This is a genomic window from Brevundimonas sp., from assembly GCF_016742135.1.
Taxonomy (GTDB): Bacteria; Pseudomonadota; Alphaproteobacteria; order Caulobacterales; family Caulobacteraceae; genus Brevundimonas.
This window is the reverse complement of the sequence record NZ_JACVCG010000001.1, coordinates 47,102-63,320: the sequence shown is the minus strand read 5'-3', so window position 1 is coordinate 63,320 and position 16,219 is coordinate 47,102. Positions and strand designations below refer to the sequence as shown.

Genomic DNA, 16,219 nt, shown 5'->3' with positions numbered 1-16,219 from the left:
CACGTGAAGACACGTCGCCGCCAGCCTCGGGCGTCAGGGTTAATATTCCGTCCACCGCGTTACAGGGTTACAGGCCCTCATCCCTCGGCGGCCGGCAGGTCCAGAACCGCCTTCAGTCCACCCATCTCGCTGCGCGACAGCGCCACCCGGCCGTTGTAGGCGCGGGTCAGGTCGTCGACGATCGACAGGCCCAGGCCCGACCCCGGGGCATCCTCATCCATGCGGGTGCCGCGCTTCAGGGCCGCGTCAAGCTGGTCGTCGGCGAGGCCCGGTCCGTCATCCTCGACCACCACCACCATCTGGCCCAGACCGGTCGGCCCGGCGCTGACCCGCACCCGACGTTTCGACCATTTACAGGCGTTCTCGATCAGATTTCCCAGGATCTCCTGCAGGTCCTGCCGCTCGCCCCGGAACATCAGGTCGTCCGGCGCGCGCCAGTCGATCTCGACCGCCTTCGACGCAAACACCCGCTCCAGCATGACCGCCATCTCATCGAGCACCTCGGCCACCGGGGTGCGCTCACCCAGCCCCTGCGCCCGGGCGGCGGCGCGCGCGCGGCGCAGGTGGTGATCCACCTGATCCTTCATCACGCGGCTCTGGCGGGTGACCACCTCGGCCAGCGGGTCATCCTTGCCCTCGGCCTCGGCCAGCATCACCGACAACGGCGTCTTCAGCGCATGGGCCAGATTGCCGACGTGGGTGCGCTGGCGCTCCACCACCTCCTGATTATGGTCCAGCAGGCGGTTGACCTGTTCGGCCAGCGGCTGGATCTCCAGCGGATAGGTGCGCTCGATCCGGCCCGAGCGGCCCTTTCTGACGTCGGCGATCTCATTCCTCAGCAGGAACAGGGGGCGCAGGCCGATCCGCACCTGCATGAACACCGCCGCTCCGACGCCAAGGCCCAGGATCAACAGGGCGATCCAGGTGAAGGTGGCAAAGGTCCGGGTGTCAGCGTCGATGTCCGACCGATCCATGCCGGCCATGAAGACCAGCGGCTGGTCCCGCCCCGGCAGCACCTTGACGCTGGCGGCGATCCGCAGGGGACGGTCCAGCGGCCCCATGGCCGTATAGCTGAGCGTCCGCCCGCGCTCGAGACGCTCGGGCATGTCCGCCGGGATCATCAGATCCTCTCCGGCCAGCGACGGTGACCGCTCCAGAATGCGCATCCCGCCCCGTCCGTCGAACTCGGCCACCACCCAGTATTTGCCCGACAGGGGGCGCAGCGTGCGCGAGTCCTGGATCTCGTCCACCGAGACCCGGCCCGCGACCACGGTGGTGGCCAGCACCACCTCATCGATGGTTTCCGCCAGCACATAGCCCATGCGGCGGAGCGCCGATTCCTGATACTGGCTGGTCAGCACCCAGCCGGTCAGCACCAGCGCCACCGCCATCCAGGCCGAGGCCAGCCAGATCAAACGCCGGGTCAGCGATCGACCGGGGCGCCCGAACGCCTGTCCGGCCCAGCCCCGCCAGTTCACGCGGCCTCGGACTCGCCCGGCAGGGCCGTCAGCCGATAGCCCAATCCCCGCACGGTCTCGATCCGGTCGGCGCCGATCTTCTTCCTCAGCCGGCCGACGAACACCTCAATGGTGTTGGAGTCGCGGTCAAAGTCCTGATCGTACAGATGCTCGACCAGCTCGGTGCGGCTGATCACCCGTCCCTGATGCATCATCAGATAGTGCAGCAGGCGGTATTCCAGACTGGTCAGGCGCAGCGGCTCGCCGTTCACATTGGCCCGCGCCGCGCGCGGGTCGAGCCGCAGCCCCCCGCACGACAGGGTCGCAGACGCAATGCCCGCCGACCGCCGCAGCAGGGCCCTCAGGCGCGCCAGCAGTTCTTCGGTATGGAAGGGCTTGGTCAGATAATCATCGGCGCCCGCGTCGAACCCGGCCACCTTGTCGGACCAGGCCCCGCGCGCCGTCAGGATCAGCACCGGCGTGGTCCGGCCCTCGCGGCGCCAGCGCTCCAGCACCGACACGCCGTCGACCTTGGGCAGACCCAGGTCCAGCACGATCACATCATAGGGCTCGGTGTCGCCCAGAAAATGCGCCTCCTCGCCGTCGGGCGCATGGTCAACCGCATAGCCGGCATCGCCCAGCGCCGCCTTCAGCTGGCGCGACAGGTCGGCGTCATCCTCGACAAGCAGAACACGCATGAAAGCCCCTTATCTTTCGGCGTCGACGCCGATATCGATCACCCGGCCGTCGCGCTGTTCGAACCGGAACACATGCTGACCGCCGCGCATACCCATATAGCCGACATAGCGCGCGCCGCCTGCCCGCGACTGGGCAATGCGCTGGGCCTCGGCCTCGCTGACGCGGCGCGATTGCTGCTCGCGCGGATCGTCCCGCCGGTCACGACCGCGCGTATCCTGCCGGCCACGGGGGTCCTGGTCCGAAGCGGCATGGATGTCAGACGCCAGGCCGGTGTCGGCGGACGCGGCGAGAACGGGCGCGGCCAGCACCATCACCCCCAGCACGAGGCCGGTGGCGGCACAGGTCGACAGATGATGTTTCAGGGTGCGGGTCATGAAAGGGGTTCTGCGCCCGGGGCTCTGAACGGAGGCTGAACAACCAGTCTAGACATATTTCACCGTCGCGACAGCCGCCTCGCGCACAACGCCCGCCTTTCCCCTCGCGCGCGAGGGGGACAGGTTGGGCGAGGTCCATGGAGACGAATTCATGCGGATGAACCGGACCTGAAACGGCCTGTTCAGTTTGGGCTCAGCCGCCGCGTGGTTTTCTGCAGTCAACGTCGCCTCCCCGGACGACGACCGTTGAAAGGATACGACCATGATCAAGAAGCTGCTCATCCCCGCCATTGCCCTGGCCGCCACCTCGGTCGCCCTGCCGGCCGCCGCCCAGAGCTTCAGCATCAGCGTCGGCACCACCCGTGCCCCCGCCTATGGCCCGGCCTATGCGCCCGCCTACGACCGGTATGATCGCTGGACCCCGATGCACCAGCGCGTGCGCGTCCTCGACCGGCACCTCGACCAGGGTGTCCGCAGCCGTCGCATCAGCCAGCGCGACGCCCAGGCCCTGCGCCGGGACGCCCAGCAACTGGTGCGGCTTGAGGCCCAGTACAGCCGCAACGGCCTGACCCGCTGGGAACGCCAGGACCTCGACCGTCGTTTCGATGCCCTGGAAGCCCGCATCCGCTACGAGCTCCGCGACCGCCGGGGCCGCGGCTACCGCTAAGCCACAAGGCGGCGCCCCATAGGCCCGCCTCGCAGGCCCCACCCTCCCCTCGCAAGGGGCCTGCCCCCGGGGCGCGATCCGCAAGGATCGCGCCCCTTCTTTTTCAGGAATTGGGCGCGCGATCGGCAACGGTCGCGCCCCCTTTCTTTTTGATCACAGACGCAGCTCGACGCCTGTCGGGATGGTCGCAGTCCAGTGCAGGCCCCCGGGATCAAACCTCAGGTCGACCTCTCCGCCGGTCGCGCCCTCGAACACCCGCGTCAGCAACCGGGAGCCGAAGCCTCCGCCCCGCGCCCTGGCTCCGCTCGGGCAGGCGGTGACCACCGGCCCTCCGCTCTCTGTCCAGGACAGGCGCACCTGGTCCGGGCCGGACAGGGCCCAGCGGACCGAGACCCGGCCCTCCGGCACGCCCAGGCTTCCGTATTTCAGGGCGTTGGTCCCCAGTTCATGCACGGCCAGCGACAGATAGGGGGCAACCTTTCCGGGCAGCAGCACCTCGGGGCCCTCCAGTTCCACCCGCTCGAGGTGCGACAACTGCCGCGTCAGCAGATCGCCCAGCGAGAACCGGTCGTCCGACATGGTCAGGAGGGCGTCCTGGGCCGCCGACAGGGCCACCAGCCGCGCATCCACCGCCTCCACAAACCCCTCCGGCACCCCGGTCGCGCCGGCCGACTGGCGCACGATGGCCTGAACGACGGCAAAGACATTCTTCACCCGGTGCGCCAGTTCCCGGGCCAGCACCTCCAGCTTGGTCTCGTTCAGCTTGCGGGTGGTCACATCCAGCGCACTGGCGACCACGCCCCTGCGCCCGTCCGGCAGGGTCGAGGGCGAGGCCTGGATATCGCACCAAATCCTTTGATCGCCCATCATGAAGGAGATTTCCTCGCTCTGGGTCTCGCCGCTCTCAAGCGTCCGGCGCAGGATGGCCTCCAGCGGCGCACCGACGTCCGCGCCGATGAATTCGGCCGGTGTCTTGCCGAGGCAGGCGTCCGGCACATTGTGCGCCCAGACATATTTCAGGGTCTCGTCGTGCTCGGACATGGCCAGGCCCGAGATGCTGGTGGCCAGGGCGAACCGGTCCGCCGTCGACCGCAGCCGCGCCAGACTGTCCCGCAGCTCCTGATTCCGCGCCGACAGTTCCTGATCCGCCGCGCGCAATTCGGTGATGTCCTCATTCACACCGACCATGCCGGCGAACCGGCCCTCGGCGTCGTGATAGGGCCGGGCCCGCGTCTGCAGCACCCGCACCTCGCCATCCGCCCGGCGATAGCGTCCCTCGCAGATAAAGGCGCGTTGTTCGGCCATGCCCGTGCTGAAGGGCCCAAAGACGGCGGCCTGATCCTCTTCCAGCAGGCTGGAGGACCAGTCGAACCGGCCGCAATCCTCCGGCTCAAGCCCCCAGAACTCCCGCATAGCCCGGTTCAGGAACACACACCGTCCGGTCGTGTCCCCGCGCCACAGCATGGCCGGCGACTCCTCGGCCAGCAGCGCGAGGCTGGCACTATCGGACCCGGCCCCGGTCAAACGGCGACACCCACATCTGTGATCATCATGTCATCGCCCCTCGGCATCGCGCCCCCCATACGGGCAGGTTACACGCCGAGGTCAAACGCCGCTCGCCGAAAAAGGGTTCAGGGGGGTGGTAGGCGGACAAACGTCGTCTCCTCCCCATCCCCGATGGGGAGGGGGACCGCGGAGTGGTGGAGGGGGTCTTGAATCGCACGACCGTTGTCATCCCTCATCCGGCCTGGTGCATCATCTCCACGAGCATGGCGAGCGCGAACAGCCCGAGGCCACTGCCGACCCCGCCGAATGCGCCTCCCTCCAGACGAGTCCCCGACCGCCCCGGCCACATCATGGCAAACAGCACCGGCAGCCCGAAGGCCACGCCAAGCGAACTGCCCAGCGTCACCCTTTCCGGCAGCAATAGACCATCCACCGCCAGCAGCCAAATAGCCCCGACGACGGAGGAAACGACACCGACGAGGAAACAGGCCGCCAACCAGCCCCACCAACCCTTGTGCTCCGTCATGGCCCATCCACCTCCGGCCCCGGCCGCCACTCGACCACGTCCCACTCGAACACCGCACCCGTGGCCTTCTCGACCGCGAACCAGCCCATCAGGGCGCTGCCGCACAGGTCCTGATTACGGACCGCGCGGAGGCCCAGAACATGGTAGCCGGGCGGGCTGTCTTCCGCCCGGACCGGGTCGCACGACGCAACATGCCCGAGCGGCAGGCCCCGCGCCGCCGTCACCCGTGCCGTCGCCACGGTGCAGGCGGCCTCGGCACTGGTCGCGACGTCCAACGGCGGGCGCGCGCATCCGGACGCCGCAATCGCGAGGCCTGCCAGCAGCAGGGAGAATCCCTTTGTCCTGTCCATCATCTCTCCCACGACGCGGCGCAGCGCATCATGCTGCGGATTTCGCCAGCCTGCAGCGTGGCGAAGCTGGTGCGAAGGGAAATCTGGCGCACACTCAAGCGCTGTCGGACGCGGGACGAAAGACTCTTATAGCCTCCATCGCCTCCTCGAAGGACCGGTTTGTCGCTGTGAGGGAAATCCAGACGTCGCCGCCAGACAGCCCCCGGTTCATCCCCGCAATCAGGGACGCCAGACCTCTTGGCGGATAGCGGGACCTGTCACGCAGGTGAAGAATGATCATATCCTGTCCATAGCTCGACCAGACGCTCACCTGCGCGATCTCGGACCATGGGATAGTGTCATTTGACCACTGGGCCGTGCGCACCCCGTTCGGGCCAATCCGAACGCGTTCCCGTGAGTCGAACAGCGACAGGACCCAAAGCGCCCAGAACAGGCCAAAGAGCACCATGCACGCCCAGCCGACCGTGGCCGTCCACGCCGCGCTGTAGCGATCAGGTGCCGGCAACGCATCGACCAAACCAGCAAACCACGCACCGAGACCCACGAAAACGGCGCATCCAAGCATCATCGCCACAATGCGTCCTCGGGAGGGATAGGCGACAAAGTCATTCATCGTAAACACCATGATCTGATCGGCTCATCAGCCCTACGCGCCCGCGATCTGCCGGACAGCCCCCCCTATACACCCTCAGCCTGCTCTCGACCGTCGTCACTGCCTGCCCCGTCAGGATCACGCGATCGCCGCGCATCTCGGTGGTGATGTCCCCGCCCCGTGTCGGGAAGGCCTGGAAGAAGTCGACCCTCGCGCGGCCCAGGCGGTCGGTCCAGAGGGGGGCCAGGATGCAATGGGCCGAGCCGGTGGCCGGGTCTTCGTCGATGCCGACGCCGGGGGCGAAGAAGCGGTCGACGACATCATACGGGTCGCCGTCATCGGCAGGGGCGCAGACGATCACCTCGCCGGGTTCTTCGGCCGGAGTGACCAGCGCGTTCAACGCCGCGATGTCGGGCGTCAGGTTCCGGACGGTTTCCGCATCCTTCAGCACCACCACCAGATAGCGGGCAGCCCAGACCTCGACCGGCTCGGCCCCCAGCGCCTCGGCCAGACCCGCGACCGGTCCCGCGCGGCGCGGCGGATCGGCGGGAAAGTCCATCTCATAGGCGTCTTTCCCCTGCCCCCGCCTCACGATCAGCGGGCCGGATCGGGTGTCGAACGTCACCGCCTCGACATCCAGCGCCAGCTCGGCCAGCAGCACATGGGCGGAGGCCAGCGTCGCGTGGCCGCACAGGTCGACCTCGCGCCCCGGGGTGAACCAGCGCAGGCCGAACCGGTCGGGCCGGTCGCTGCGCGTCAGGAAGGCCGTCTCCGACAGATTGTTCTCGCGCGCCAGCGCCTGCATCCAGCCGTCGTCGGGCCAGTCCAGCTGCGGCTCGACCACACAGGCACCGTTGCCCATGAAGGGGCGCGCGGCAAAGGCATCCACCGTCCACTGTCTCATCCGCCCTTCTCCACCTTCAGTTCCGGCCAGCGGGCCACAAGCTTATCGACCACCCGGTCCCAGTCGGCGGCGATCGGTCGCGTCGGGTTGGGGCGCAGCACCATGGCGAACATGTCGTCGAGGCCAAAGGGGGCGGCCACCGTCAACCGGTCGTCAGCCTCCAGCCGCACACCGACGGCAAAGGCCGGGGCGACGAACCGCTCCAGTGCCTCGGCGGTCTCGGCCACCGGCGGCCAGGGCTGGCCGAACTTCTGCGGAAACCATTCCGAGACGCGGCGCTGGTTCCTCACCTCGACGCGGCTTTTCAGCGGCTCGTCAAAGCGGGCGGCGACCCGGCGGATCACCGCATCCTCGGCGTTCCAGCTATAGTCGTCATCGAAATAGCCGACGTCGAAATCCTTGACGCCGTGCCCCGTCGGTCGCCCCGTCAGGTGGTTCCAGACGCTCTGATAGACCGCGCCGGAAAAGATCAGCCAGTCGTTCAACCCCTCGGCCCGCACCCCCTCCAGCACCGTCATCAGATCCGGATCGGCCCGGACGATGGCCTCCAGCCGGGCCTTGAGATCGGTCATCGATCCCGCACCGGCCAGCCGTGGTCCAGCGGCCCGTGCCCCTGCCCCAGCCCGGGCGCCCGGCGGATCGCCTCGGCCACATAGGCCCAGGCATTGGCGACCGCTGCCTCCATGGGTTCACCCTTGGCCAGCCCCGCCGCGCAGGCGCTGGCCAGGGTACAGCCCGTGCCGTGGGTGTGGCGCGTCTCGACCCGCTCGCCCTCCAGCACCGTCTCGCCCCGGCCGGTCAGCAGCAGGTCCAGGACCCGCTCGCCCGGCACATGGCCGCCCTTCATCAGCACCGCGCCCGCGCCCATGGCCAACAGGGCCTCGCCCGCCCGGCGCTGGCCGTCCATATCGGTGACCGCGATGCCGGTCAGGGCCTCGGCCTCGGGCGCATTGGGGGTCAGCAGGGCCGCGCGCGGCACCATCCGGGTGCGCACAGCGTCGATCGCCGCATCGGCCAGCAGGCTCGCCCCGCCCTTGGCCACCATGACCGGATCGACCACGGCGGGCACGCTCGCGCCGTCGAGGATGTCAGCCACCGCCTCCACCACCTCGACACTACCCAGCATGCCGGTCTTGATCACATCGGCACCGATGTCATCCAGCACGGCCCGGGCCTGTTCGCGGATCAGGCTGACCGGCAGGGGGTGCACCCTATGAACCCCCAGGGTGTTCTGCACGGTGATGGCCGTCACCGCCGTCGCGGCAAAGCCCCCCAGCATCGTCACCGCCTTGATGTCGGCCTGAATGCCCGCACCGCCGCCCGAATCCGAACCCGCGATGATCAAGACTCTGCCGCGCATCAGATGGTGGCCCCGGAAAACACCTTCAGGCCCACAATCCCCGAAACGATCAGCACAATGCACACCAGCCGCAGCGCCGTCGCCGGCTCACCGTACGCCAGGATGCCGACAGTCGCCGCACCCACCGCGCCGATGCCGGTCCAGACGCCGTAAGCCGTGCCGATCGGCAGCTTCTGCGTCGCCAGCCAAAGGAAGCCGAAGCTGGCCAGCATGGCGATCCCGACCAGAAGGCTGAGGAACGGCCGCTGCGGGCCCACATATTTGAAGCCCGAGGCCCAGCCCACCTCCAGCAGTCCGGCAATCGCCAGCGCCAGCCACGGGTTCATCTGGGAAAGCAGTCTCAGCGCCTCGGTCATTCCTCGTGAATGGCGACGCGGGAGCCCGGGGGCAAGCCCTACTTGCCGACCAGCAGCTTCTTCAGCGCGCCGATGAGGGCAAACACCTCGCCCACGAAGGCCCCCGCGACGATCAGCATCAGGATGGTGCTCAGGTCGTCACCCGTGCGGAACAGGGTCTCGGTGCGGTCGATGAAGGCACCGATCGTGTCCACCCGGAGCAGCGACGCGAACGGCGAATACATCCAGATCCATCCGAGCAGGGTCAGGGACGCCCCCCTGAACACCACATCGCCGAACGCCGTCAGCCGCACGGGCGACCCCGTCATCGCCCGGATCAGGTGGAACACCCCCTGGGCCGCCGCCAACGCCACCACCGGCCAGTACAGCAGCGCCACCGTGTCCGCGAACAGCAGACCATAGTCGACCCCGCCGCGCACCAGCTCACCGCCCAGATCCTCGGGCCGGAAGCCCAGCCCCAGCAGACCCGACCACCACAAGAGGAAGATGCCCCAGGCCGTGGCACTGCCCAGCGCGCCCGCCGTCGGCGACATCTTCGGCGTGGAGGCAGCCAGCGCCCGGTCGGTATCCGCCAGGGTGTCATCGACCTTGCCGCCCAGCGAATCCCACCAGCTGCGGCTGAACACGCCCACCTCGAACATGCCCAGATCCTTCGCCCGCCATTCGGTCAGGAAGGCCGGCTTGTCCTTTTGTCGCTCGATGATGAAGCCCGCCAGCGTCGCCAGCCCGACCACCGTCAGCCCGCTCGAGAACAGGCCGGCAAGGGCCTGGCCGATGGCCTGCCCCACCTCGGCCCCGCCGAACAGGATGCGCGCCACCGCCCCCACCACCGTGATCAGCACCAGCACCGTCAGCGCCGTCTTCACCCCGAACAGCCACCAGGGGTAGAGCTCGGGCCCCACCACATGCTGCGGCCCGGCGCCATAGCGGGCGGCCACCGTCAGCGGATGCCCCACCTCGCGCAGCACGGCCTCGACCTCGGCCTCGGTCAGCGGCCGGCCCAGTTCGGCCTCGCGCTCCTCGACCCGGCTCATCAAGAGGTCACGCAGCTCCGCCAGAATGTCGTCGCGGCCCGCGGCGGGGAGTTGCGCCCCCACGGCCTTCAGATAACGTTCGATCAGGTCCATCGCCCCCTCCGTGATCACAGAATTCGGTCCAGCGAGGCCGACAGCCTGCGCCATTCGGCCTCAAGCCGGCCCAGCATGGCCTCGCCTGCAGGCGACAGCCGGTAAAAGCGTTTCTTGCGGCGCTCTTCCTCGCGCCATTCGCTGGTCAGCAGCCCCTGGCTCTCCAGCCGGCGCAGCAGCGGATAGAGGGTCGATTCCTCCATCTCCAGCCCGTCCTCGCCCAGCGCCACGCGCAGGGAATAGCCGTACTGCTCGGTCTTCAGCCGCGCCAGAACCGCCAGCACCAGCGACCCCCGCCTGAGCTCCAGCCGCATCGCCTCATAAAGATCGGTCTCGCCCAAGGGCCCACTCCACTCGCGTCACATAGTGTGTGACACACAGTGTATGGGGCATACTGTATGAGGGAGTCAAGAGCCGTACTTCTACCCGGCTCGTCATGCTCGGACTTGATCCGAGCATCGTGTCATCCACCCCGGCTACCAGCCTGCCCGCACCGACCCTCGGGTCAAGCCCGAGGGTGACGCTGAGAGCTGGGGGAGATCAGGCGGAAAGAGAACACTGGCATCACGCCCTCAAGCAGCGAGGCTCCGCGAGCGGAGCGATAGGGCAACAAGACCTGCCCTCAAGCAGCGAGCCGCCGCGCGGCGAGCGTCAGGGCCCTGCTCATCTGCAAAACGCCCGCCCCCCCGGCTCCAGGTGCAGATGGTCCTGATGCGGCGCGTCATAATCCGGGCTCAGCACGGTGGCGAAGATCCAGCAGCCCTCGTCGCGGATGCGCTTCAGGAACCGCGCCTCGGGCCCGTCGCCGTACCAGTGCTGCTTGACCATCACCCGCGTGCCGTCGCGCAGGATGACCCCGGCAAAGTCCACCGCCGCCGCGCGCGAATGGGCGCTGGGCCGCGCGCCCGGCCGGTTCGACACCGAGCGGCAGGAATAGGTGCCATAGTGGACGATATCGACCACGTCCTGGCCGAAGATCTCGCGCGCCGCCGGCTCGACCACCTGCCGCCGCCACACCGACAGCGCCAGCGCCGTCTGGCAGGTCATCACCGGCCCCCCGGGCGACAGGCGCGCCACCGTGCCCCGGTCGATGTCCAGAGTGCCCGCTCCTGCCAGACCACAGGTCTCCGAATCCACCCGGTCGGGCACGGGGGTAAAGGTCACCCGCGCCGCCTCCAGCTCGGCCCGACAGACCGCCAGGTCCGTCCCCGCAGCGTCCACCCGCTCGCGCATGCCGCGATCCGGCCGCTGGTCGATCAGTCCCGACGCCAGCCGCACGCTGACCGGCGCATGGGCCGGCGGCTGGGCAACGGGCCCCCGATCCCCCCACCCCGGCGGCGGCGGATTGGCCCGCCCGCACGACGCCAGCACCAGCAGCATCAGTCCTGCAATCACTCGAGCGTGTTTCATGAAGTGCAGACTAGCGGGATTCGCGGCGCGGCGCGGCCCAGGCGCCCTGCGCACTTGCGCCGCACTTGCAACGGCCATCCAGCTGGACTAGGAGCGCGCAACTGATAGTCATTCTTACTCGCGTTCGGAGCCCATGTGACCCGCCTGCTGACCACCACCGCCGCCCTTGCCCTGACGCTCGCCGCCGCCCCCGCTTTGGCCCAGGCTCCGGCGGCGACACCGGTCCTGCTGGCGGGCGCGTCAGCGGAAGATCCGACGGTGCTGGACCCGATCACCGTGGTCGGCTCGCGTCAGCAGGCCCGCGCGCTGGGCGGGGCCGCCACCTTCCTCGACGACGAGACCCTGCGCACCTTTGACTACACCGATGTCCACCGCGTGCTGCGTCTGGTGCCCGGCGTGGTCATCCAGGACGAGGAAGGGTTCGGCCTGCGGCCCAATATCGGCATCCGGGGCTCGGGCACCGACCGCTCGGCTCGCGTGGCCGTCATGGAGGACGGTGTGCTGATCGCCCCGGCCCCCTATTCCGCGCCCGCCGCCTACTATTTCCCGCGCATCGCCCGCATGACCGGGGTCGAGGTGGTCAAGGGCCCCGGCGCCATCAAATACGGCCCCCTGACCGTGGGCGGCGCGATCAACTTCACCTCCACCCCGATCGGCGGCACCGAGGGCGATGACCTGTCCGGCTATTTCTCACTCTCGGGCGGCAGCTACGGCGCCTTCCGTGGTCACGGCGTTCTGGGCGGCTGGAGCGACCTCGGCGACAGCGGCTGGCAGTTCGGGGCCCAGGCCGAGTGGCTGCTCGAACAGTCCGACGGCTTCAAGAATCTGGACAACGGCGGCCCGACCGGCTTCGACATCGACGACCGGGTGCTCAAACTGGGCCTGCGCACCGCGCCCGGTGCCGCCCGCGCCCAGTCGCTGGTGTTCAAATACCAGGAGCTGGACGAGCACTCGGACGAGACCTACCTCGGCCTGACGCTGGACGACTTCGCCGCCACCCCGTACCGCCGCTATGCCGGCAGCCAGGTCGACGCCATGGATGTCGACCACCGCACCCTGCAGCTGACGTACAGCCTCGACCTCAGCCCCGGCCTGAACCTGACCACCACCGCCTATCGCAACGAGACCACGCGCGCCTGGTACAAGCTGAACGATGTGCGCAACACGTCCGGCACCGGCTGGGTCGGCATCTCGTCCGTGCTGGACAATCCGACCGCCTATCCGACCCAGATGGCCATCCTGCGCGGCGACCCCGGCTTCGTCAGCGGACCCCAGGCGCTGCGCGTGCGCAACAACAACCGGGCCTATGAGTCCGAGGGCATCCAGTCGGTCCTGACCGCCCGCTTCTCGACCGGGGCCCTGACCCACCAGCTGGAGGTCTCGGCCCGCTGGCACACCGATTCCGAGGACCGCTTCCAGCGCGACGACGTCTATCGCATGGACGACGGCGACATGATCCTGACCACGCGCGGCGTCGACGGCGCCCAGGACAACCGTGTGGGCGAGGCCGAGGCCTGGGCCTTCTTCGTGCGCGACGTGATCACCCTCGACCGCCTGACCGTCACGCCCGGCCTGCGGTATGAGACCATCGCGCTGACCCGCACCAACTATCCGACCAGTCCGCCGTCGCGCACCACCCCCACGGCCGTGATCGAGAGCGAGGTCGACGTCTGGCTGCCGGGCCTCGGCCTGACGTACGACCTGACCGACGAAGTGCGGCTGGTGGCCGGCGCCCATCGCGGCTTTGCCAACCCGGGCCCCGGCTCCAGCGTCGATCCGGAGACCTCCTGGAACTATGAGGCCGGCGTCCGCTTCGACCGCGGCGCCCTGTCGTTCGAGGCGATCGGCTACCTCAATGCCTATGACAATCTGCTGGGCACCTGCACCGCCTCGACCAGCGGCGGCTGCACCATCGGCGACCAGTTCTCGGGCGGCGAGGTCCGGGTCGCGGGGCTGGAGGTCACCGGTGCCTGGGACGCGGGCGATGCGATGGGTCTCGGCTTCGGCGTGCCGCTGTCGCTGGTCTATACCCTGACGGATGCGGAGTTCCGGACCAGCTTCACCTCCGCCTATGAGCCCTGGGGCAATGTCACCTCGGGCGACGCCCTCCCCTATCTGCCACGCCACCAGCTGACCCTGACGGGCGGGCTGGACTTCGGCGGCTGGCGCGTCAATGCCGCCGTCAACCGCGTCTCGGACGCCCGTGCCGTCGCCGGATCGGGCCCCATCCCCGACGGCGAGCGGATCGAGGCGCGCACCCTTCTGGACCTGGCCGCCGACTGGGACGTGACCCCCTCGGCCACCCTGTTCGCCTCGGTCCAGAACGTCACGGACGAGGTCCACAACGTCGGCTTCTCGCCCGCCGGTGCCCGCCCCGGCGCGCCCCGCCTCGCCACCGCCGGCATCCGCCTGAGGTTCTGATCCCTGGCCGCGCGGGCCCCCTGGCCGCACGGGCCCCCTAGCCGCGCGGGCCATGGCGCACTACCTTTCCGTTCATGGCCCGTTCTCCCCGATCGTCGCGTTCCGTCACCGGTGTGTCCGAGGCCCCGGCGGCCTTTTCCGGCGCGCCCGGGTCCATGCCCATGTTCGCACCGGTCACCGGCCCGCGCCTGACGCCCGAGGAGGCGCCCGGCGCGCCGGCCGACTGGGTGCCGCACCGGCCCTCGCGCCCGACGGACAAGGTCTCGCGGCCCTTCCGGCTGGAGACGAAATACACCCCCGCCGGCGACCAGCCCGCCGCCATCGCTGAACTGGTGGCCCAGGCGGCCGAGGGCGAGCGCGATCAGGTGCTGCTGGGCGTGACCGGCTCGGGCAAGACCTTCACCATGGCCAAGGTCATCGAACAGACCCAGCGCCCGGCCCTGATCCTGGCCCCCAACAAAACCCTCGCCGCCCAGCTGTACAGCGAGTTCAAGGCCTTCTTCCCCGACAACGCCGTCGAGTATTTCGTCTCCTACTACGACTACTACCAGCCCGAGGCCTACGTCCCCCGGACGGACACCTACATCGAGAAGGACAGCTCGATAAACGAGCAGATCGACCGGATGCGGCACGCGGCGACGCGGGCCATTCTGGAGCGGGACGATGTGATCGTGGTGGCCTCGGTCAGCTGTATCTACGGCATCGGCTCGGTCGAGACCTATACGGCCATGACCTTCACCCTGAACGTCGGCGACCAGATCGATGAGGCCAAGCTGCGCGCCGACCTGATCGCGCTGCAGTACAAGCGCAACGACCTGACGTTCGAGCGCGGCATGTTCAGGAAGCGCGGCGACGTCATCGAAATCTTCCCCGTCCACCTCGAGGACCGCGCCTGGCGCCTCAGCCTGTTCGGCGACGAGATCGAGGCCATCCACGAGTTCGACCCCCTGACCGGCAAGAAGACCGCCGACCTCGACACCATCACCGTCTATGCCGCCAGCCACTACGTCACCCCGCGCCCGACGCTGAAACAGGCCATCGACGGCATCAAGGCCGAGCTGAAGGAGACGCTCGACTGGATGAACGAGAACGGCAAGCTGCTGGAGGCCCAGCGGCTGGAACAGCGCACCCGCTTCGACCTCGAGATGATGGAGGCCACCGGCGCCTGTGCCGGCATCGAGAACTACAGCCGCTGGCTGACCGGCCGCGCGCCCGGCGAGCCCCCGCCCACCTTCTTCGAATACATCCCCGACAACGCCCTGCTGTTCGTCGACGAGAGCCACGTCACCATCGGCCAGATCAACGGCATGTTCCGCGGCGACTACAAGCGGAAGTCGACGCTGGCCGAATACGGCTTCCGCCTGCCCTCCTGCATCGACAACCGCCCGCTCAAGTTCGAGGAGTGGGACGCCATGCGGCCCCAGACGGTCCACGTCTCGGCCACCCCCGGCCCGTGGGAAATGGCCCAGACCGGCGGCGTCTTTGTCGAACAGGTCATCCGCCCCACCGGCCTGATCGACCCGCCGGTCGAGATCCGCCCCGTCAGCGACCCCACCCGCAACCAGGTCGATGACGTCATCGATGAGGTCAAGGCCACCGCCCGCGCCGGCTACCGCTCCCTCGTCACCGTCCTCACCAAGAAGATGGCCGAGGACCTGACGGAATACATGCACGAACAGGGCGTCCGCGTCCGCTATATGCACTCCGACGTCGACACCCTGGAGCGCATCGAGATCCTGCGCGACCTCCGCCTCGGCGCCTTTGACGTCCTGATCGGCATCAACCTGCTGCGCGAGGGGCTCGACATCCCCGAATGCGGCCTGGTCGCCATCCTCGATGCGGACAAGGAGGGCTTCCTCCGCTCCGAAACCTCCCTGATCCAGACGATCGGTAGAGCCGCCCGCAACGTCGACGGCCGCGTCATCCTCTATGCCGACAAGACCACCGGCTCGATGGAGCGCGCCATCGCCGAGACCAACCGCCGCCGCGAGAAACAGGTCGCCTACAACACCGAACACGGCATCACGCCCGAGTCCGTCCGCCGCGACATCAAGGAGATCCTCGCCAGCCCCTATGAGAGCCGCGCGATGGACCGCCTGACCGCCCCCGGCCTTAAGGAAGAGGCCAAACCCTTCACCGGCTCCAACTTCCAGGCCGCCCTCAAGGACATGGAGGCGAAGATGCGCGAGGCCGCCGCCAACCTCGAGTTCGAGGAGGCGGCACGGCTGAGAGACGAAATCAAACGGATGAAGGCCCTCGACCTGGAGTTCGCCAACGAAATGCTGACCGGCGTGGGCGAGGAGGTCGACAAGTCCGCCCCCAAACGCTGGCGGGCCGAGGCTGCGGCGGAGAAGGCGGAGGCGTTCAGGAAGGGGCGGTTGTAGGGGGGGATAGCCGGATCAAAGGCGCGGACAGGCGGGGACCGATAGAGCCTAGCACAAAAAGTGAACGTCCGCTTGACCAACTGATG

General features: G+C 68.6%; 16 protein-coding genes and 1 pseudogene. 3 read left to right on the top strand and 14 right to left on the bottom strand.

Annotated features, from left to right (window positions below; genetic code table 11):
- Positions 1–77: 77 nt before the first annotated feature.
- From IBJ06_RS00375 to IBJ06_RS00365, 3 genes are all read right to left on the bottom strand, one after another.
- Complete coding sequence (locus IBJ06_RS00375; RefSeq protein WP_292157253.1) at positions 78–1,391, bottom strand: sensor histidine kinase; 1,314 nt, start codon at positions 1,389–1,391, stop codon at positions 78–80.
- Between the two features lie 83 nt (positions 1,392–1,474).
- Positions 1,475–2,155 (bottom strand): response regulator transcription factor, encoded by a 681-nt coding sequence (locus IBJ06_RS00370; protein WP_292156534.1) that lies wholly within the window; start codon positions 2,153–2,155, stop codon positions 1,475–1,477.
- Positions 2,156–2,164: 9 nt separating this feature from the next.
- Positions 2,165–2,530 carry a hypothetical protein gene (locus IBJ06_RS00365; protein WP_292156533.1) on the bottom strand — a complete coding sequence of 122 codons (366 nt, stop codon included), beginning with the start codon at positions 2,528–2,530 and terminating at the stop codon, positions 2,165–2,167.
- Between the two features lie 262 nt (positions 2,531–2,792).
- Between IBJ06_RS00365 and IBJ06_RS00360 the strand changes: the two genes are divergently transcribed.
- On the top strand, positions 2,793–3,197 hold the full coding sequence (locus IBJ06_RS00360) for a hypothetical protein (RefSeq protein ID WP_292156532.1): 405 nt from the start codon (positions 2,793–2,795) through the stop codon (positions 3,195–3,197).
- Between the two features lie 153 nt (positions 3,198–3,350).
- Here IBJ06_RS00360 and IBJ06_RS00355 read toward each other — a convergent pair whose 3' ends face one another.
- The 11 genes and pseudogenes from IBJ06_RS00355 to IBJ06_RS00305 all read right to left on the bottom strand — a co-directional run bounded on the left by IBJ06_RS00355 (position 3,351) and on the right by IBJ06_RS00305 (position 11,328).
- Entirely contained in the window at positions 3,351–4,721 is a 1,371-nt protein-coding gene (locus tag IBJ06_RS00355) for a PAS domain-containing protein (protein ID WP_292156531.1), read from the bottom strand.
- Positions 4,722–4,935: 214 nt separating this feature from the next.
- The gene (locus IBJ06_RS00350) at positions 4,936–5,229 is read right to left on the bottom strand and encodes a hypothetical protein (protein WP_292156530.1); all 294 of its coding nucleotides are present in this window, start codon (positions 5,227–5,229) and stop codon (positions 4,936–4,938) included.
- Positions 5,226–5,579, bottom strand: coding sequence for a hypothetical protein (locus tag IBJ06_RS00345; RefSeq protein ID WP_292156529.1), 354 nt, complete (start codon positions 5,577–5,579; stop codon positions 5,226–5,228). Before IBJ06_RS00345 ends, IBJ06_RS00350 begins: the two co-directional genes overlap by 4 nt.
- 94 nt (positions 5,580–5,673) lie before the next feature.
- Positions 5,674–6,204, bottom strand: a complete 531-nt coding sequence (locus tag IBJ06_RS00340) for an STM3941 family protein (RefSeq protein ID WP_292156528.1) — start codon at positions 6,202–6,204, stop codon at positions 5,674–5,676.
- 58 nt (positions 6,205–6,262) lie between these two features.
- Positions 6,263–7,075: pseudogene (locus IBJ06_RS00335) on the bottom strand (PhzF family phenazine biosynthesis protein); the annotation flags it as partial.
- Positions 7,072–7,647 (bottom strand): nucleotidyltransferase family protein, encoded by a 576-nt coding sequence (locus tag IBJ06_RS00330; RefSeq protein WP_292156527.1) that lies wholly within the window; start codon positions 7,645–7,647, stop codon positions 7,072–7,074. The gene IBJ06_RS00330 and the pseudogene IBJ06_RS00335, both read right to left, overlap by 4 nt.
- Positions 7,644–8,435, bottom strand: coding sequence for a bifunctional hydroxymethylpyrimidine kinase/phosphomethylpyrimidine kinase (gene thiD, locus IBJ06_RS00325; RefSeq protein WP_292156526.1), 792 nt, complete (start codon positions 8,433–8,435; stop codon positions 7,644–7,646). The genes IBJ06_RS00330 and thiD overlap by 4 nt, the downstream gene beginning before the upstream one ends.
- Positions 8,435–8,791 carry a multidrug efflux SMR transporter gene (locus tag IBJ06_RS00320; protein ID WP_292156525.1) on the bottom strand — a complete coding sequence of 119 codons (357 nt, stop codon included), beginning with the start codon at positions 8,789–8,791 and terminating at the stop codon, positions 8,435–8,437. Before IBJ06_RS00320 ends, thiD begins: the two co-directional genes overlap by 1 nt.
- A 38-nt stretch (positions 8,792–8,829) precedes the next feature.
- The gene (locus tag IBJ06_RS00315) at positions 8,830–9,918 is read right to left on the bottom strand and encodes a hypothetical protein (protein WP_292156524.1); all 1,089 of its coding nucleotides are present in this window, start codon (positions 9,916–9,918) and stop codon (positions 8,830–8,832) included.
- A gap of 14 nt (positions 9,919–9,932) precedes the next feature.
- Positions 9,933–10,232, bottom strand: coding sequence for a helix-turn-helix transcriptional regulator (locus IBJ06_RS00310; RefSeq protein ID WP_209120614.1), 300 nt, complete (start codon positions 10,230–10,232; stop codon positions 9,933–9,935).
- 349 nt (positions 10,233–10,581) lie between these two features.
- Positions 10,582–11,328 (bottom strand): extensin family protein, encoded by a 747-nt coding sequence (locus IBJ06_RS00305; RefSeq protein ID WP_292156523.1) that lies wholly within the window; start codon positions 11,326–11,328, stop codon positions 10,582–10,584.
- Between the two features lie 135 nt (positions 11,329–11,463).
- Here IBJ06_RS00305 and IBJ06_RS00300 point away from each other — a divergent pair, with 135 nt between their 5' ends.
- Entirely contained in the window at positions 11,464–13,749 is a 2,286-nt protein-coding gene (locus IBJ06_RS00300) for a TonB-dependent receptor (protein WP_292156522.1), read from the top strand.
- Between the two features lie 155 nt (positions 13,750–13,904).
- Complete coding sequence (uvrB, locus tag IBJ06_RS00295) at positions 13,905–16,133, top strand: excinuclease ABC subunit UvrB (RefSeq protein WP_292157251.1); 2,229 nt, start codon at positions 13,905–13,907, stop codon at positions 16,131–16,133.
- Positions 16,134–16,219: the final 86 nt, after the last annotated feature.